The organism is Maribacter sp. PR1 (genome assembly GCF_028464145.1).
In the GTDB taxonomy this organism is placed as follows: Bacteria; Bacteroidota; Bacteroidia; order Flavobacteriales; family Flavobacteriaceae; genus Maribacter.
Genome location: NZ_JAQPCG010000003.1, coordinates 469,654 through 487,070, shown reverse-complemented (window position 1 = coordinate 487,070; position 17,417 = coordinate 469,654). Strand labels below are relative to the sequence as shown.

General features: G+C 41.4%; 18 protein-coding genes and 1 pseudogene. 12 read left to right on the top strand and 7 right to left on the bottom strand.

Annotated elements, in window-relative coordinates:
- Nucleotides 1–28: 28 nt before the first annotated feature.
- From PP182_RS08690 to PP182_RS08640, 11 genes and pseudogenes are all read left to right on the top strand, one after another.
- Nucleotides 29–940 carry a cation diffusion facilitator family transporter gene (locus PP182_RS08690; protein WP_081894367.1) on the top strand — a complete coding sequence of 304 codons (912 nt, stop codon included), beginning with the start codon at nt 29–31 and terminating at the stop codon, nt 938–940.
- Nucleotides 937–1,935, top strand: coding sequence for a sodium:calcium antiporter (locus PP182_RS08685; protein ID WP_094998946.1), 999 nt, complete (start codon nt 937–939; stop codon nt 1,933–1,935). Before PP182_RS08690 ends, PP182_RS08685 begins: the two co-directional genes overlap by 4 nt.
- Nucleotides 1,936–1,968: 33 nt before the next feature.
- Nucleotides 1,969–2,112, top strand: a complete 144-nt coding sequence (locus PP182_RS08680) for a hypothetical protein (protein ID WP_165357338.1) — start codon at nt 1,969–1,971, stop codon at nt 2,110–2,112.
- A gap of 14 nt (nt 2,113–2,126) precedes the next feature.
- Nucleotides 2,127–2,303, top strand: coding sequence for a hypothetical protein (locus tag PP182_RS08675; protein ID WP_162987829.1), 177 nt, complete (start codon nt 2,127–2,129; stop codon nt 2,301–2,303).
- Nucleotides 2,304–2,578: 275 nt separating this feature from the next.
- Nucleotides 2,579–3,421 carry a universal stress protein gene (locus PP182_RS08670; RefSeq protein WP_094998945.1) on the top strand — a complete coding sequence of 281 codons (843 nt, stop codon included), beginning with the start codon at nt 2,579–2,581 and terminating at the stop codon, nt 3,419–3,421.
- Nucleotides 3,422–3,606: 185 nt separating this feature from the next.
- Nucleotides 3,607–3,834 carry a cation transporter gene (locus PP182_RS21050; protein WP_182859066.1) on the top strand — a complete coding sequence of 76 codons (228 nt, stop codon included), beginning with the start codon at nt 3,607–3,609 and terminating at the stop codon, nt 3,832–3,834.
- 10 nt (nt 3,835–3,844) lie between these two features.
- Nucleotides 3,845–5,809, top strand: a complete 1,965-nt coding sequence (locus PP182_RS08660; protein ID WP_094998944.1) for a heavy metal translocating P-type ATPase — start codon at nt 3,845–3,847, stop codon at nt 5,807–5,809.
- A gap of 30 nt (nt 5,810–5,839) precedes the next feature.
- Nucleotides 5,840–6,952 carry a DUF4238 domain-containing protein gene (locus PP182_RS08655; RefSeq protein ID WP_094998943.1) on the top strand — a complete coding sequence of 371 codons (1,113 nt, stop codon included), beginning with the start codon at nt 5,840–5,842 and terminating at the stop codon, nt 6,950–6,952.
- A 77-nt stretch (nt 6,953–7,029) separates the two neighbouring features.
- On the top strand, nt 7,030–7,449 hold the full coding sequence (locus tag PP182_RS08650) for an HYC_CC_PP family protein (RefSeq protein WP_094998942.1): 420 nt from the start codon (nt 7,030–7,032) through the stop codon (nt 7,447–7,449).
- Between the two features lie 119 nt (nt 7,450–7,568).
- Nucleotides 7,569–8,570: pseudogene (locus PP182_RS08645) on the top strand (efflux RND transporter permease subunit); the annotation flags it as partial.
- 328 nt (nt 8,571–8,898) lie between these two features.
- The gene (locus PP182_RS08640; RefSeq protein ID WP_158657198.1) at nt 8,899–9,162 is read left to right on the top strand and encodes a hypothetical protein; all 264 of its coding nucleotides are present in this window, start codon (nt 8,899–8,901) and stop codon (nt 9,160–9,162) included.
- On the opposite strand, the gene PP182_RS08635 is transcribed toward PP182_RS08640, so the two are convergent.
- Both PP182_RS08635 and PP182_RS08630 read right to left on the bottom strand, forming a co-directional pair.
- The gene (locus PP182_RS08635; protein WP_094998672.1) at nt 9,155–9,946 is read right to left on the bottom strand and encodes an AAA family ATPase; all 792 of its coding nucleotides are present in this window, start codon (nt 9,944–9,946) and stop codon (nt 9,155–9,157) included. The genes PP182_RS08640 and PP182_RS08635 overlap by 8 nt on opposite strands.
- 14 nt (nt 9,947–9,960) lie before the next feature.
- Nucleotides 9,961–10,542 carry a recombinase family protein gene (locus PP182_RS08630; RefSeq protein ID WP_094998671.1) on the bottom strand — a complete coding sequence of 194 codons (582 nt, stop codon included), beginning with the start codon at nt 10,540–10,542 and terminating at the stop codon, nt 9,961–9,963.
- 267 nt (nt 10,543–10,809) lie between these two features.
- On the opposite strand from PP182_RS08630, the gene PP182_RS08625 reads away from it, so the two are divergent.
- Complete coding sequence (locus tag PP182_RS08625) at nt 10,810–11,517, top strand: urease accessory protein UreH domain-containing protein (RefSeq protein WP_094998670.1); 708 nt, start codon at nt 10,810–10,812, stop codon at nt 11,515–11,517.
- Here PP182_RS08625 and PP182_RS08620 read toward each other — a convergent pair.
- The 5 genes from PP182_RS08620 to hypF all read right to left on the bottom strand — a co-directional run bounded on the left by PP182_RS08620 (nt 11,514) and on the right by hypF (nt 17,414).
- Entirely contained in the window at nt 11,514–12,608 is a 1,095-nt protein-coding gene (locus PP182_RS08620) for a hypothetical protein (RefSeq protein WP_036382160.1), read from the bottom strand. The genes PP182_RS08625 and PP182_RS08620 overlap by 4 nt on opposite strands.
- Nucleotide 12,609: 1 nt before the next feature.
- Nucleotides 12,610–13,671: a hydrogenase expression/formation protein HypE gene (gene hypE / locus PP182_RS08615; protein WP_229702477.1), complete on the bottom strand. Its 1,062-nt coding sequence runs from the start codon at nt 13,669–13,671 to the stop codon at nt 12,610–12,612.
- 10 nt (nt 13,672–13,681) lie between these two features.
- Entirely contained in the window at nt 13,682–14,776 is a 1,095-nt protein-coding gene (gene hypD / locus PP182_RS08610) for a hydrogenase formation protein HypD (RefSeq protein ID WP_036382157.1), read from the bottom strand.
- A gap of 97 nt (nt 14,777–14,873) precedes the next feature.
- Complete coding sequence (locus tag PP182_RS08605) at nt 14,874–15,149, bottom strand: HypC/HybG/HupF family hydrogenase formation chaperone (protein WP_036382153.1); 276 nt, start codon at nt 15,147–15,149, stop codon at nt 14,874–14,876.
- Nucleotides 15,150–15,152: 3 nt separating this feature from the next.
- Nucleotides 15,153–17,414 (bottom strand): carbamoyltransferase HypF, encoded by a 2,262-nt coding sequence (hypF, locus tag PP182_RS08600; RefSeq protein ID WP_094998669.1) that lies wholly within the window; start codon nt 17,412–17,414, stop codon nt 15,153–15,155.
- Nucleotides 17,415–17,417: the final 3 nt, after the last annotated feature.

Here is a 17,417-nt window from a genome sequence, read left to right as displayed (position 1 = left end):
GAAGAAAAGAAATAGCAAAAGAAAGATTTTGGAAAGGAATCCAAATGCCATATCCCGAATAGGACTCAAAACTACCCTCGTAGGTATTTTGATCAGTGCATTATTGGCATTGATTAAAGGTTTGGGCGGGGTGTTCGGGCATTCTTATGCCCTTATTGCCGATGCGATCGAATCCGGAGCGGATGTGTTGACATCCGCACTATTATGGGCCGGGTTGAGATGGTCGTCAAGGCCACCGGATGAAAACCATCCCTACGGACACGGTAAGATAGAGGCCCTGGTGGCGGTGGGTATTGCCATAGCCCTAACCATTGCAGGTGGTATAATTATAAGGGACAGCATCGACCATATTCTGGTACCCCACAAAACTCCTGCACCCTTCACACTCTTCATACTGGTATTTGTTGTCCTCACGAAAGAGGCGTTGTATCGCTATGTCATGAAAACAGGTGATGAAATCAATAGTTCGGCCGTCAAGGCCGATGCATTTCACCATAGGAGTGATGCCATTACGTCGATAGCCGCTTTTATAGGGATTTCCATAGCATTGATCGGTGGCGAAGGGTTTGAGATAGCGGATGATTTCGCGGCACTCATTGCAGCGGGCATTATTCTGTTCAATGCCTATAAAATAGCTAGGTCATCGGTAAGGGAGTTGCTGGACGAAGCTGTTGAGCCTGAATTTCGAAATGAGGTTATCCGACTGGCCGAAGCCGTTCCTGAAGTGGTAAGGGTAGAGCGCTGCCATTCCCGAAAGATGGGAACGGCCTTTCATATCGATATGCATATTTGGATCGATGGGGAATTAACTGTGACCGAGGGCCATGATATTGCACACAAAGTAAAGGAGAGATTGTTCAGGTCATATTCCGAGATACTTGACGTGCACATCCATATCGAACCTAGCAAAGAGAGAAATGTTAAAATGACAGAATTATGAACATATGGCCATGGGTACTCGTTTTGGGCCTAGCGGCCTGGGCAGCACACTGGGGTGCGGATCGATTGTTGACTCCTTTAAAGTTGCTCCGCAAGCAATGGGGGCTTACCGCATCCGCTGGAGCCGCTTTTCTTGCCCTTGTAACGGCCAGTCCTGAAGTTGCCATCAATATAACCAGTGCGGCACGGGACGTTTCCGATATTGGCCTGGGCAACTTATTGGGTTCCAATATTATTTCCATTCCCTTGATGGTGACCATAGCTTATTTTGCTTCCAGGAAACAATTCAAGAACAACAAGGAACATCAAGAACATCTTGATAAAAACATTCTGGCGTTGAACAAACGTTCGGTTTCCGTACTGTCCCTTCCTTATCTGGGCATTATCGCCCTTGTGGCCATTTTAACTCTGCCAAAGCCCTGGCGTGGCCTGCAACATGTGGACGGGTGGATTATGCTGGCGGCCTATGCTGCGTTCTTGACCCACGCAATCATAAAAGGCAAGGAAAAGGGCAAAAAAGTAGAATGGAACAAAAAACAGGTCTGGTTATCGATTGCCGGGGCCTTTGCGATAGCAGTTGGCGCTTTTTTCATAGTGAAGGCGACCGAAAATATTGTTTCTGCCCTAAATATTTCTGAAATCGTGGGAGGCCTTTTCATCACGGGCATAATGACCACGGCACCGGAAATATTCAAGACCTGGAGCGTGGTAAAAGGGGGCGAGGTGACAGCGGGCACCACCAGTGTTATTGCAGACAATGCCGTAACGATGACGGTGGCATTTTTTCCGCTGGCTTTGGTAACCACCCCCATTGAGGACTTTGAACTGTTCTGGGTCAACATGGCCTTTGTCGGGCTTATGCCGCTGCTTTACACACTATTTGTGCACCAAAGCAAGGAACTGCACGGTTTCTCTCGTTGGCAGATTTTTGTATTTGATGCGGCATATATAGTTTATTTATTGGTCATGGTTTTTTACGTGTTGAAACTTTTTTGATAGATGAAAGACGAACTTTTTAAAGATTGCTCGATGAGGCTCAATATGCTGGATGAAAACATCCACAAATTGGCCGTAAAGTATGCTGAAGAATACTATACGACAAACCAATGCTCCAAGGAGGAAGCCCTTGAACGCGGCATTGTAAAAGCAGAGATGGAAGGGCGAAAGCTCTAAAAAAAGTATACAATATGGACTGGACATTTGAAGATTTCAAAACAAAACTTGATGGCCTACAGCCGTCAGTTCGGAAGAAGGCCCTCAAAATTGCACAAGAATTGGTAAAGGAGAATGGGTATTCTCGTGAGAAGGCCATTACGGAGGGAATCAAACGTGCAGAAGAATGGTTTTATGACCTTAGGGGATAGCATTGGTGCGTTGATTTTAGTAAAGCACAGTATAATATGTCACGGGAAAGGAGAAAGCGGAGACTAGAGGAAAAAAAGGGGAATTCAATAAACAGGAAAGTAAGAACCAGAAAGGAGAAAGGGTATTGCCTGTTGGTTTTTGTGGCAATGTTCCTTGCGGTGCTGACAATTGCCTTTCTAGATGCAATTCTATATGGTTTTTACCTACTTTTCAATTGAATAATTAAACCTAAAAAGAAAGATTAATGGAGTCAAATCAATAAAAACAAAATGATATGAAAGATGACGGAATTTTAATACCTGTAGATTTTACACAGGTTTCAAAAAATGCGGTGAGCTACGCAATTGGGCTAGCACAAAAATTGAAATCAAAACTGGTTTTTGTCCACGCCTATTCAGTGGCATATCCATCCGGTACGCCCATCGGGATGGCAACTATGGCACACAATGTAACAGATACCACAGCATCACAAGAAAAAATCAATAAAGAAAAATTGGATAAGTTTCTAAGAGGCTTTCCTGAACTGGACAAGTTGGAATTTCAAGCAATGGTCGGTTTCGGGGCAACGGTCGATGTGATTTCTAGCCTGGCTAAGGAAATGAATACCAGTCTTGTCGTTATGGGTACCAAGGGTACGGCTTCGGGATTTGATGAAATTTTTATTGGAACCGTTACCGAAAAGGTGACACAAAAGGCACCTTGTCCTGTACTGGCCGTACCTGAAGATGCCAGCTATACTGCGTATAGGCGTATCGGGGTCGCAGTGGATACGGATAGTACGGATTATAAAATAGATTTTGAAATATTGTCCAGATTATTGGAAAACTATAGTGCACAGTTGCACTTTGTACATATAGCGGACAAACAGGAAAGGGTGCTGGAGAAAGCATTTATTCGTGAAAGATTTGGCAAACTTCTTGTACCTAAGCAATGGTTCTTTACAGTTATCCAGGAAGACAAACCCGAAGAGGGTATCGATGAATTTTTGACTGAAACCCCAATAGACCTATTGGTTTTGCTTTACAGGGAACACGGATTTTTTGAGGCACTTTTCAAAAAGGGGCTAAGAAAAAAAATGCTGTATGCCTCCAAGGCCCCATTGCTGATAGTTAAGTAGCTTTTCTACCTATGTGATACTCTAGTAAATATTAGGTATAGCTTACTATGCGAAATTATCGTGCTCATTCTGGGTGCAGGTGGATTGGCTACCATGTGGGAAGCAGTGTTCGCAGATGTTGGTGTTGCAATGTTGGCTATTTTGAATGCGATTCGATTGCAGAAGATGAAGTGGAAAAGTTCCTAATGGATATCGAAGGGGTCGAAGAAGTACACGATTTACATATCTGGGCAATGAGTACCACGGAAACGGCACTTTCTACCCATCTGGTCGTTCCCGATGGACACGAGGACCAATTTATATACGACATCCGGGAACAATTGCACGATAAATTTGAAATAACGCATACCACCCTGCAAATCGAAAAAGAATTTGGGGACAAAGAATATAAACCCTATCAAGGTCTGGAATAATAAAATCACGATGAAGAAAAAACAAAATCTTAGGGATATCGATACCCGGAAACATTCTGGCGAACACAGCCACGATGATGGCCATAACCACAGTAGTCCGGAAAAGGCATCAAAATTTAGAACCTACCTACCTGCTATTTTTAGCTTTGTAATGCTGATTGTGGGTATTGCCATCGATTTTTTCGATGCCTTCCCATCTTTCACGGGTTGGATTCGTATTCTTTGGTATGTTGTAGCCTATATTCCTGTTGGGTTTCCCGTTATTATTGAAGGCTGGAAAAGTATAAAAAACGGCGACTTCTTCACGGAATTTTTCTTGATGTCTATTGCCACTTTGGGGGCTTTTGCCATAGGTGAATATCCCGAAGGTGTGGCCGTGATGTTGTTCTATGCCGTAGGCGAACTGTTCCAGAATGCCGCCGTCAACCGTGCCAAGGGAAACATCAAGGCTTTGCTCGACGTACGCCCCAATGAAGCACTGGTACATCGTGATGGTGACTTTGTTTCAGTTAATCCGGAAACTGTTTTCATTGGCGAGAAAATTCAGGTACGTGTCGGCGAGAAAGTACCGCTTGATGGCATCCTACTTTCGGAAAAAGGCTCGTTTAATACTGCGGCGTTGACCGGAGAAAGCAAACCCGATACCATTGCAAAGAATGAAAAGGTCTTTGCAGGTAGCATCAACCTCGATGGTGTTATCGAAGTGGAAACGACCAAGGAATTCAAGGACAGTTCCATTGCGCGTATTCTCGATATGGTACAAAATGCAACGGCACGAAAATCAAAGACAGAATTGTTTATCCGAAAGTTTGCACGGATTTATACACCTATCGTTGTTTTCCTAGCTATCGGTCTAACATTCTTGCCCTACTTTTTTGTTGATGATTATGTGTTTAGGGATTGGCTGTATAGAGCATTGATATTTCTCGTGATTTCGTGTCCCTGTGCATTGGTCATTTCGATTCCATTGGGTTATTTCGGTGGTTTGGGTGCGGCATCTCGAAACGGGATTCTGTTCAAAGGAGCATCTTTTCTCGATGCAATGACCAAGGTAAATACCGTTGTAATGGACAAAACAGGAACGGTAACCAAGGGGGTATTTAAGATTAAGGAAGTGGTAAACAGCTCGGCTTTTACCGAAGCTGAATTTATGCAGTACCTAATGGCCATGGAAGAACAATCTACCCATCCGATTGCCAAAGCAATTTTGGAATACAAGGCAGACGGTGCGGATTTTGAAGCGACCGAAGTTTCAGAAGTAGCCGGAAAAGGTTTAAAAGGTACGGTCAACGGAAAGACCGTGTTGGTCGGCAACAAGGCTCTGATGACCGCAAACGGAATAGACGTTCCCTCTGAAACCGATAGTATTGTTGAGTCTATCGTCATGGTCGCCAATGACGGAAAATTTGCAGGCTACGTGACCATTGCCGATGAACTGAAGGAAGATGCGCATCAGGCCATAAAGCAAATTAGGGAATCGGGTATTTCCAAGATTATTATGCTCTCCGGCGATAAGGATTCCATAACTCAAAAGACCGCAAAAGAATTGAAAATCGATTGGGCAAAAGGGGGTTTGCTACCAGAAGATAAGCTTAACGAAGTGGAAACGTTGAAAAAGCAACCCAATACCAAAGTTGCATTTATTGGCGACGGCATCAATGATGCACCGGTGCTTGCGGCAAGTGATGTAGGTATCGCAATGGGAGGCTTGGGCAGCGACGTGGCAATAGAAACAGCAGATGTTATCATCCAGACCGACCAACCAAGCAAAATAGCAAGAGCGATTAAAATTGGACGCTCAACGCGTAAGATTGTTTGGCAGAATATTGGTTTGGCATTTGGAGTGAAAGTTATCGTTCTTATTCTCGGCGCAGGTGGTTTAGCAACAATGTGGGAAGCTGTTTTTGCAGATGTTGGGGTTGCATTGCTGGCTATTTTTAATGCGGTGCGGTTGCAGAAAAAGAAGTGGGAATGATATATTATAAAAGAAATACTATATTCCATTATGCCTAAAAATGAACCAATAAAACAGCATTATATCCCTCGCTCCTACCTTAAAAATTTTGGTGTTGAGGGTAAAAACGGAAACTATTTCGTGGATGCCTACAAACTAGAAGACGAATTTCTTTTAGAATACATCAGCACGAAAAGCATCTGCTTCAAAAAAAACCTCTATACTATTCCCAATGCAGAGGTCGATAAGAAATATGCTTTGGAACTTCATTACGCTGAACACGTAGATTCAGAATTTCCAAAGATATATGCTCTGCTGGTAGATGAAAAGACAATAGTTCTGACACCTGAACAAAAAAGACAGGTATTATACGTTTGCCTATCGCTCTACTTCCGCACCCCGAAAGTTCTTAATCATCAGAATGCGTTCACTGACCAGATTTTAGATAGGATGTTGCTCTATGCTGATGCTAATGGCGATGTAAAGTTCTCATTTGAAGAGGAAAAATACGAATTCAATAAAAAAGACATTGATAAAGTTAGACACGAATTCAAAGAGCGCAATAGACTAAAATTCATAGTCAATCATCTGGAAAGATGGAAAGAATTTGTGGACTTCAAATATGATTGCACCATAAATGTACATCAAATAAATGATGCCAATGCGCCATTGATTACTTGCGATAATCCCCTTTCGATACGTGGCATGAATTCAACACGATTCGAAGGTCTGTTCAATCCCGATTCGGTAATAACCTTGCCTTTGGACACAAAATATTATCTGGAAATCTTTCCCAATAATATAGCCGATGGTCAGACAAGAATTAATAGAATGGTTCATGATAGGGATTACGTTTTTACTACGAACGCAATTATCCAGAGTAATGCGGAAAAATTAATAATTGGCAAGCCGGGAACGATTGAAAGACATTTCGAGATTCAATCAAGCTATGAAGAGGATGACAATGCCGAACGATTTGTTGAAAAAGCAAAGTTTAAGCTTGAAGAAATGCAAAAGTTTCACAAACTTTGCGAGACTTCAGGATTTCCTTCAGAAAAAGCGACTGCTCAACTAAAAACAATGTTGGCTCACGAACATTTTAAAAATGAAAATCAACTGCTACAATTAAAACGATTGCTCATTGTTTTGGGTAAATGGAAATAGCGCAGAATGCAGAAACCCTGAAATTAAAGTTCTGTTAATCACAATAAGAACTGTTAAAATTTTGTAATTTTACATCGATGAAAAAGGTTTTCCATAAAATATTATCCGTTTTGATGGCATTTGTGGTGTTGTTCACTACAATGTCGTTTACGGTGGATATGCACTATTGTGGGGACTCTCTGGTCGATTTTAGTCTTTTTACAAAAGCCGAAGGTTGTGGGATGGAAAAAGCACAGCCGGCCAAAAGCTGTGAAAATCCTTCGATGACCGAAAAATCTTGTTGTACCGACCAACAGATTGTCAAGGAAGGACAAGACGATCTAAAAACTTCATTCAACAAACTGACATTCGAGCAACAGACTTTCGTTGCCACATTTTTCTACACCTATATCAATCTCTTTGAAGGACTTGATGAAAACATCGTTCCCTTCAAGGATTACTCACCCCCCTTTATTGAACGGGACGTGCAGACCCTGTACGAGACATATTTAATTTGATTTTTAGACAGTAAATTATTTGCCCTTCGGTACTTCCGTTTTGGGCTCGTTTTGTTGTGTTCTATTTTCAGAATGCCGCAAGACAATCCCTTTGTATAACTGTCTAATTATCATCCAATATGCTGAATAAAAGCATAAAATTTCTTATCGAAAACAAGCTAGTTGCAGTTTTGATGCTCGCCCTATTTGTGGGCTGGGGCATCGTCAACGCACCATTTAGTTGGGAAACAGGATTATTGCCCAGCGACCCTGTAGCCGTGGATGCCATACCCGATATCGGCGAAAACCAACAGATTGTTTTTACCAAATGGCAAGGGCGTTCCCCACAGGACATCGAGGATCAGATTACCTATCCGCTTACCACATCCCTGTTAGGGATTCCGGGTGTTAAGACCATCCGCAGTTCCTCGATGTTCGGGTTTTCGAGCATCTATATCATTTTTGAAGAGGATATCGAATTCTACTGGTCGCGTAGCCGCATCCTTGAAAAGCTAAATTCTCTTCCAAGTGGTCTATTGCCCGATGGTGTGAATCCCGCCTTGGGTCCGGATGCTACGGGATTGGGTCAGATTTTCTGGTACACCCTCGAAGGTCGTGATAAAGATGGAAATGTAACGGGCGGATGGGATTTGCAGGAACTTCGCAGCATACAGGACTATTACGTAAAATATGCACTCTCTTCTGCAAGCGGCGTATCGGAAGTGGCATCCATAGGCGGTTATGTTCAGGAATATCAGGTAGATGTTTACCCCGAAAAGATGCGGCAGTATAATATCGGTCTGGCCGATATCGTAAAGGCGGTCAAGGAAAGCAATCAGGATATTGGTGCACAGACCTTGGAAATGAACAAGGCCGAATACCTGGTACGCGGTCTGGGTTATGTAAAATCCATTTCAGATATCGAAAATGCCGTAGTCGATTCCGAAAATTTCACCTCCATCAGAATTAAGGATGTGGGCAATGTCCATTTAGGTCCGGCTACCAGACGTGGGATATTAGACAAAGAAGGTGCCGAAGTTGTAGGCGGTGTGGTTGTCGCTCGCTACGGTGCCAACCCTTTGGAAGTCATCAATAATGTAAAGGAACAGATCAACGAATTAAGTGCGGGACTTCCCTCAAAGGCCTAGTGACCTCATAGCTGCATAAAACGACAACTTAGCTCACAGGTACTGAAAACACTGGCACTTCTTATACAATGGTTACATCTCAAAAGTTGGCCAAAAGTCCAATTGGATTAACCAAACTACTATTCTGCAAATGCTTAAGAACATTCGTTTGTTTCGGGATTACACTACCATTTCATAGCTTTTGAATATAACTTGTGCCCAAACTGTTTTATGGACTATCTTTACGGAAATCAACCGATTATGTTTCTTTCCAAATTCCTAAAAGGCTCAATGTTTTAAGTATTCACTTAAAACATTGAAATCGTGAAATATACGAAACGATTTGAAAGGGCTTTTGGACTTACCCCTGAAGGACATATTGATTTTCCAAAGAAAATATCCAATGTTCGTTTATCAAGGATTGACAACTATCTTAAGATGGGTGGCTGTTGTTACTGTTTTCCCCACGGGATTGAAACGACCAACTCGAAGTATTCAAAACGTACCAGGAACTGGAAAAAACATAGGAGAAACCAATACAAGGGATAAATGGTGGTATCCATTTTTTGACGGCACCGCATATTATAATACCGGACTTTCTACTTGAAAAACCTCAAATAGCTTTCTGGACTTTGCAGGAACGACCTTGTAATAGTGTAATGTTCTGTCTCCTCCAAAGATACTTTGTTCATTCCTTTGTCGGTCACCTCATATATATTGGCTCCGGGATATGCCATAAGCATAGGTGAATGTGTAGCTATAATGAATTGGGACATATGGGATTTAAGATGTTCTTGGATAAAATAAAGCAAGGACAACTGTTTGGATGGTGACAAAGCGGCCTCCGGTTCATCCAATAGAAATATCCCGTTTCCATTTATAGTATCGTCCATTATCTTCAGGTAGGCCTCCCCATGAGAAAAACCTTGTAGATCCTGACCATAGTTCAATCGCATTCGATAAATCTGATAGTTTTGGTTGTCCTTCATTTCTTGGATGATATGGTCTGGAACTTCTCCATAAATATCCTTGAAGGATTCATGGAGCCTGGCATCCTCTCTGTCGATACTGTTCAAGAGGTCACCAAAGTCCTCTGCCCTGAAGAAAAATCCTCTGGGTTTTTCAATTTTCCAATCTAAATGCAGATATGGCGTCAACGAACGGGCTGCCTTGAAACAATTTTTACCATACCCAAATCCATCCATATGTGGTAATTGTAAACGAAGTGCCAATGTTTCGAGCAATGTGGACTTTCCGGTACCGTTATCACCTATAATAAAGGTAACAGGTGCGGATACATCAACGTCCTTTGCAAACTTTATTGCACTGACATCATAGGGAAACGGATGGGTTCTTTCTGTAGTTATGCTAAGTGATGTGAGGTAAGACATAGCCTTGTCTGAGATTAACTACTTGATTTTGACGAAAGTTCTTTTTCTACTCTATAAAAAGAGGTCTTACCGATTTTTGCCCGTTTGCAGGCCAAATCAATCGATACTCCTTGATTCCCGTACAGATGCTTGGCATAATGGTACTTTTCGATTGTTTCAATCTTCGACCCTTTGGGCCTGCCCAACAACTTGTTCCGCTTTCTTGCATTATCAAGCCCCACCTTTGTGCGTTCACTGATAAGGTTGCGTTCGAATTCCGCAACTGCCGCAAAAATCTGTAATAAAAATTTACCGTTGGCCGATGTGGTGTCGAATTCCGGTTCGCTCAAGCTTTTGAAATGTACCCCTGCCTCATTGAACCTATCAATAAGTTCAACCATATTTTTCAGCGAACGGAAAACCCTGTCGTTTTTATAGGTAAGGATAGTGTCCCCCTTTCGCATATATCTCAGCATTTCGTTCAATCCTTTTCTGTCGTCCCGGGTACCGCTTGCTATATCCTTATAAATTTTCTCACAACCAGCATTTTTTAACAGATCGATCTGTGCTTCAAGCTTTTGCTCGGGTGTCGATACCCTGGCATATCCTACTACCATTTTTAGTTCCGTAAAAGGTTATATAACGAAACTACTAAAAAGAACGATAAATGGAACTAGGATAAGATATTTTTTTAGGGCATTTCGGTTGTACCGAAAAACGGCCGATTAATAGGACCATAATTATGATTTATAACGGCCTAGGATTTTCACTTTAAAGAGCTAAATAATGAAATGTATATTTTGTAACAACGTAGAGCGAATTGAAAAGCGTATCAGAAACAATTTTGACAAGAAATTTCACTACATTGTTCTTTTGTAAATCGAATGATGAGCTTTCCTTTACTTGCCGGTATTGCAGCTTCAATATTACATGTGGTTTCAGGACCAGACCATTTGGCTGCGGTTACCCCTTTGGCGATTGAAACGAGACGAAAAGTCTGGAAAATAGGTTTGTTCTGGGGTTTTGGACATCTGACCGGAATGCTTTTGATAGGGTTGCTTTTTCTCCTATTTCGGCAATACATTCCAATAGAGAAAATATCGGAACATAGTGAACAGCTAGTTGGCGCCGTTTTAATTGTCGTGGGACTCTGGGCATTATACAGTATTTTCGGCAAAAGAAAAAACCACAAACATCCGCATGTGCACAATGCGGAAGAGCCCTATATTCATATACACGAACATGAGCATGACAAAAACATGCTAAACCATGGTCACGCTCATAGCAAAAAGGTTAAGCAAAATCAATGGACTTCTTTTGGGATTGGGGTTTTACATGGACTCGCAGGAATAGCACATTTTGTTTTACTCCTTCCGGTATTGGGATTTGAAAATAAATTTGATAGTATTCAATACATCATTGGCTTCGGATTAGGAACACTATTGGTTATGACGATTTATACATTCTTACTTGGACAATTAGCGAGGTACTCCAAAAAACAAAACAGTAAATCTCTTTTTAAAATGGTGCGCTTATCGGGAGGAGTTTTCGCAATTGCTATAGGTGTTTACTGGCTGTATCTTAGTCTTTAGAGCTTTAAATCCGTTATCACTACCCGATGATTTCCAGTATCGGCAATGATTAGTTTATTTTCTTTTGTAGTTATTGAAAAAGGCCAATACAAGGAGCTTGAAGTTCCCATCAAGGTTTCTTTATTTTCGCTTCCTGTTTTAAAATCTCGTTTCCCAATGACCGCTGTTGCTTCGGGATTGTTTTTCGTTGGGATTTTATCAAACCATAATACTCTACTATTCCCAGTATCATTTACTAGTATCCCGTCTTTATAGAAACAAGCATCATATATCCAGTTTAACGATTTTGAAGAGGGAAACAAGCCAAACTGATTTTGTCCACAAGCATCAAAATCGGCTTGTCCAATAATACTATCCGCTGGTTTTGAAAATGCTTTGTCAGCATCATTCCAAACTAATGAACGGTAGAATTGAGTGTCGGCTACGACCATTTGTCTTTTGGCATTTACCTTAACGGAATAGGGCCAAATGGGTTCATGATTTTCATAATCCCTGTTCGTGAAATCCGGTTTTCCTATGACTTCATCCGCCGGAGCAAAATTGGTCATTGGAATCCCGTCATAGAACAATATCCTCCGATTCCCTGTATCTGCTATCCAAAGGCTTTCTCCATCTGAGAAAACTCCGTACGGCCAGTTTAAGGTTTGTGCAGAAGGGTCGTTTCCAATACCCGAAACGTTGGGTTGATTTGATTCAAAATCGGGCTGCCCCAACACTACATCCGCTGGCTGCCCATTTTGAGTGGGTAACGAATGCCAAATAAGCACGCGATGGTTCCAAGCATCTGCAACGATAACGATAGTGCCATTGCTCCATATTCCCGATGGATAATGTAATGTACTTGCAGTTGCAATTCCACCCGCATTACGACCCGTTTCTGTGGCATCGACCTGACCCAAAACAATATCGGGTTCTTGATATTCTGTCTTGGGAATTTCATTCCAGATAAAAATGCGATTACGCCCCGTATCGGAAACAAAGAGTTTATTCTCCATAGTAAAAACTCCTCTTGGAGCCAAGAATGGCATTTCCTCGGAACCTTTAAAAACATAAGAATCGGTAACATGTTTGCCTAGCGTTTCAAAATTCATATTAACAAATTCTAGGCAATTGTTCTCCGGGAAGCATACTTATAACCCTCTTACCTCCTATTGCACTTTCCATAATGACTTGTTTGGGATGTTCCGCAACGACGCTTCCTATAATACGAGCATTTTGACCATTCTCATCTTCTTGCAAAGCAGTCAAAACGGCATCTGCTACAGACTCAGATACGAAAGCAATAAAGAGTCCTTCGTTTGCTACGTATAAAGGGTCCAAGCCTAATAATTCGCAGGCACTTGCCACCTGTTCATCCATAGGAAAATCTCTTTGAAACAAGTCGATACCTATTTCAGAAGATTGTGCAATTTCTTTCAATACTGTTGCAACACCACCCCGTGTCGGGTCAGTCAATAAATGAATACTTTCTCCAAACAGCTCAATCAATCGTAGTATGGTATGATTTAGATTGGTGGTATCACTCTTGATTTCAGAGCCGAATTCTAAACCTTCACGAACCGACATGATAGCCATTCCGTGAGATGCAACATTTCCACTAATAATTATTTTGTCTCCTACGGATATATTTTTTACGCGGATATTTGCTTTGGGATGAATAGGTCCGACACCTGAAGTGTTCACGAAAATTTTGTCGCCCTTACCCTTTTCAACCACTTTAGTATCGCCAGTAACGATTTGCACGCCTGCTTTTTCACAAGCGAATTTGATGGCTACCAGAATATCCCAAAATTCTTTTACTGGAAGTCCTTCCTCAATGATAAAACTTAACGAGAGATATTTGGGCGTAGCCCCGCACATTGCCAGATCATTGACCGTTCCGTTTACGGCCAACTCTCCAATATTTCCCCCGGGGAAAAATATGGGAGACACTAAAAAGCTATCTGTAGAAAAAGCCGTTTTGCCATGCAACTCTAAAAATGCACCATCATGGCGTTCGTCGAGGATATCGTTTTTCAGCAGATCAAAAACACCACTATCTAAAAGTCTGTTGGTTAGTACTCCGCCACTTCCATGCCCTAAAGTGATGACATCAAAGTCAAGTTTAGGCATGGGGCATTGCAGCTGCACGCGTATTTTGTTGTTCTCCGGCATTTGGTTTCGATTAAGCTTCAACTAGTCCGGAAAAGTGATAATAGGCAGCACAAGCCCCTTCACTACTGACCATGGGCGCACCAAGTGGATTTGTAGGTTTACACGCTTTACCAAATTGAGAGCACTCAAAAGGCTTTTTGATTCCCTTCATAACCTGACCTGAAATACAGTCTGGGTTTTCAGGTGCCTCTTCAATCGTGACACTAAATTTTTTTGTAGCATCAAACGCTGCATATTTCTCACGAACGGCATAGCCGCTATCAGGAATTTCCCCAATACCCCGCCACATCTGATGTCTAACTTCAAAAACTTCATCAATGACTTTTTGAGCATCACGATTACCTTCCTCCCGAACGATTCTAGCGTATTGATTTTCAACTTCAGACTTACTTTGCTCTAATTGACGGATAACCATCAAAATACCTTGCAGCACATCTAAAGGTTCAAAACCCGTAACCACGATCGGCACTTTATATTTGGCCGATATTGGATGATACTCCGTATTGCCCATTATGGTACATACATGACCAGCAGCCAAAAAGCCATCTATTTTACTTTCCTCATCATCGATTACCGCTTTTATTGCTGGTGGCACCAAGACATGCGATGCCAAAATAGAATAGTTTTTTACGCCTCTACGATGCGCGTGCACTACCGACAAGGCATTTGCCGGAGCCGTTGTTTCAAAGCCAACGGCAAAGAAAACAACTTCTTTATCCGGATTGTCTTCGGCAATTTTTACAGCCTCTAAGGGAGAATATAAAATCCGTACATCGGCTCCTTCTGCTTTTGCTTCAAGCAAACTTTTTTGAGAACCAGGCACTCTCAGCATATCTCCAAAGGAGCAAAGAATCACTCCTTTGTCTGAGGCGAGATACACCGCTTTATCGATTAAATTCAAAGGAGTCACACAAACGGGGCACCCGGGTCCATGAATCATAGTAACCGAATCCGGTAACATTTCAATGATACCATTTTTCACAAGGCTATGTGTTTGCCCACCACAAACTTCCATAATCGACCAAGGTCTAGAAACGGTGTTCTTTATTTCTTCCAAATATTTTTTTGCGAGTTCAGGGTCGCGGTATTCAGACATGTATTTCATCTGTAGATTTTTATTTTTATTAATTGGTCAGATGTAATTCGCTCAATTTGCAAATTGAATGTAATGTTTGTAATGGATCATTTCACGGCAAACGGTTTTAATTAGTTTTTGGCAAATATTCATCTACATCGGTAAGGTCTCCCAGTTCCCCAATCTCTTCCAGATACTTAAACGTTTTTTGCGCTTCTTCTTCATCTACTTTGCTGATGGCAACACCAACGTGTACCAATACATAATCGTCAATATCGGCATCAGGCAGCATTTCTAAACTGGCCTCTTTGGTTATACCGCCAAATAACACTTTAGCCATGCGCACCTTGCCATCATACTGCATTTCAATACTCTTGATTTTACCTGGAATCGCTAAACACATAATTTACTTTTTAATATGCTGATAATAAGATAACTGACCGAACGAAATATTCTCATCGTTACTAGACAATATACGATTAAATTTTAACTTTATTCCCGAATTTTCAGCTAGTTTTATAAGCTTTTCGATGAGTACAGCATTTTGAAAAACCCCGCCACTACAAGCAATACAACTAAAATTATGCTGCTTTGCTATATTAAAAATCACGCGCGCTAGCGTATGAATAAAACTATTCGCAATTCTTGGAATTGAGAAACCATCTACCATAGCTTGATGAATATTTTGAATAATTGTTTTTGTTGGAATGTTTTCAAATACTACCCCTGCTAAAAAATCAACTTCATCATTTCCAACATACATTCTTGCTTGATTTTCTAATAGCATTGCAGCCTCACCTTCATAGCTAGTCACATCTATTATACCCAACAAGGATGCAACCGCGTCAAACAAGCGTCCTACCGATGATGTTTTCAATGGGTTGTTCTCCAACATTTTTAAATAGACTTTCCATTCCGTTTCGGAAAACTTCTTCCTGGCAATTTCCTTTTCTGCATTGGGAAGTATACTGAGAAAGGACAATCTTGGTTCTTTCGCCATTTTATCAGCAGCCAACCAATCATAATATTCAAAGTGAATCAGCCGTTCCATTTCGTGATTTTGATACGTAAAGGACTCGCCTCCCCATATCATATTGTCTTCTCCAAACCCAGTTCCATCCCAAACTAGACCTAGTATTTTTTCTTTGGAATCAAATAAATCGTGTTCGCCTAAAACACTTGCAAAATGGGCTTTGTGATGTTGTATGGAGATATATTCCGCATTCCATTTTTCAGCCAACTCCCTTCCCAAAATGCTACTTTGATATTGTGGATGGGCATCTATCAAAATTACTTCCGGTTGTGTTTGAAACAACTTTTCAAATTGTCCAATACTATTCTGAAATCTTTCGGAAACATCATAGCTATCCAGATTTCCAAGATAAGGACTCATATAGGTATGCGAATTAGGCACAAACGTAAACGTGCTCTTTAAATGGGCACCCATGGCCAGTATCTTTTCGTTTCCCGAAGGTGTCATATTCAGAAAGTTGGGAGCTAATCCACGAGAACGTCGAAGTGTAATTTGATGTTCATCAGTAAACCGAAATACAGAATCATCCTGAGGAAAAGTAACTTCTAAATCGTGATGCAGGAAATAATCAGCCACTCCAGATAGTTTTTGAATTGCTTCTGATTCTTTCGAGATAATCGGGGAGCCATGAACATTTCCACTCGTGGCGATGATCGGAGTACCAAGTTCATCCATCAAAACCGTGAGCAAAGCTGATGATGGTAACATAACACCGAATTGATTCAATCCTGGAGCGATACCATCTTGTTCCAAGTCAGGAATAGACTTCTTCGGGTTCAAAATAACTATGGGAGCTACAGATGAAGTAAGTGCATTTTCTTCTGTAGCACTTAGGTTAAAGTCTTTTTTGATTCTTTCCAAGGATGGATAGAGCAAGGCAAAAGGTTTCGCAGGGCGTTGCTTTTTTTCACGTAAACGTTCTATCGCCGACTTATTATTGGCATCGCAACATAGCAGATAACCATTTGTGTTTTTAAGTGCCAGGATGCTTCCTTTTCGGATGAAGTCGGATGTTTTCTTAACTAGCTCCTTATGGTCTCCATCAAATTGCCTCCCGTCATAATCTTGCAGTTTTAATTGAATCCCACAATCGGGGCAGCCATTCGTTTGCGAATGAAATCGCCTGTCATCAGGATTGATATATTCCGATTGACAAGTAGCACACATTTTAAAGGCAGAAACCGTTGTATTTGACCTCTCAAAAGGAAATTTTGTGGTCGCCGCAAATCTTGGGCCGCAGTTGGTGCATGTGGTAAAAGCATACCCATATCGCCGATTGCTTTTATCCCTAATTTCAGCTTTGCATGATTCGCAAATAGAAAAATCTGGGGTTAACGGAATGTTGGTTTGATGCTTTGCTTCTGAAGGAATTATCTTGAAGCCATCGAATTCTTGAAACGGAATTTCGGAAATCTTATGTGATTGAATGATAGAAATTGATGGAGCATTTTCTAGTAGTTGAACCAGAAAATTAGTTGCTTTTTCTTCGGAGGCATTGATGTGAATTAGTACTCCGTCTTGATTATTGCAAACCGAACCCCTCAATTGAAATTGTTTAGATAAACTATACACAAAAGGACGGAAACCCACCCCTTGTACTTGACCAGAAATAGTAATTTCAAAGGTTTTTTGCATTTA

Bases quoted from the DNA above. Each gene is read 5' to 3' on its own strand.
- PP182_RS08655 (WP_094998943.1), top strand. From the start codon at position 5,840: ATGCCTAAAAATGAACCAATAAAACAGCATTATATCCCTCGCTCCTAC.
- PP182_RS08670 (WP_094998945.1), top strand. From the start codon at position 2,579: ATGAAAGATGACGGAATTTTAATACCTGTAGATTTTACACAGGTTTCA.
- PP182_RS08685 (WP_094998946.1), top strand. From the start codon at position 937: ATGAACATATGGCCATGGGTACTCGTTTTGGGCCTAGCGGCCTGGGCA.
- hypF (WP_094998669.1), bottom strand. From the start codon at position 17,414: ATGCAAAAAACCTTTGAAATTACTATTTCTGGTCAAGTACAAGGGGTG.
- PP182_RS08660 (WP_094998944.1), top strand. From the start codon at position 3,845: ATGAAGAAAAAACAAAATCTTAGGGATATCGATACCCGGAAACATTCT.
- PP182_RS08630 (WP_094998671.1), bottom strand. From the start codon at position 10,542: ATGGTAGTAGGATATGCCAGGGTATCGACACCCGAGCAAAAGCTTGAA.
- hypD (WP_036382157.1), bottom strand. From the start codon at position 14,776: ATGAAATACATGTCTGAATACCGCGACCCTGAACTCGCAAAAAAATAT.
- hypE (WP_229702477.1), bottom strand. From the start codon at position 13,671: ATGCCGGAGAACAACAAAATACGCGTGCAGCTGCAATGCCCCATGCCT.
- PP182_RS08620 (WP_036382160.1), bottom strand. From the start codon at position 12,608: ATGAATTTTGAAACGCTAGGCAAACATGTTACCGATTCTTATGTTTTT.
- PP182_RS08680 (WP_165357338.1), top strand. From the start codon at position 1,969: ATGAGGCTCAATATGCTGGATGAAAACATCCACAAATTGGCCGTAAAG.
- PP182_RS08635 (WP_094998672.1), bottom strand. From the start codon at position 9,946: ATGTCTTACCTCACATCACTTAGCATAACTACAGAAAGAACCCATCCG.
- PP182_RS08650 (WP_094998942.1), top strand. From the start codon at position 7,030: ATGAAAAAGGTTTTCCATAAAATATTATCCGTTTTGATGGCATTTGTG.
- PP182_RS08675 (WP_162987829.1), top strand. From the start codon at position 2,127: ATGGACTGGACATTTGAAGATTTCAAAACAAAACTTGATGGCCTACAG.
- PP182_RS21050 (WP_182859066.1), top strand. From the start codon at position 3,607: ATGGATATCGAAGGGGTCGAAGAAGTACACGATTTACATATCTGGGCA.
- PP182_RS08605 (WP_036382153.1), bottom strand. From the start codon at position 15,149: ATGTGTTTAGCGATTCCAGGTAAAATCAAGAGTATTGAAATGCAGTAT.
- PP182_RS08625 (WP_094998670.1), top strand. From the start codon at position 10,810: ATGATGAGCTTTCCTTTACTTGCCGGTATTGCAGCTTCAATATTACAT.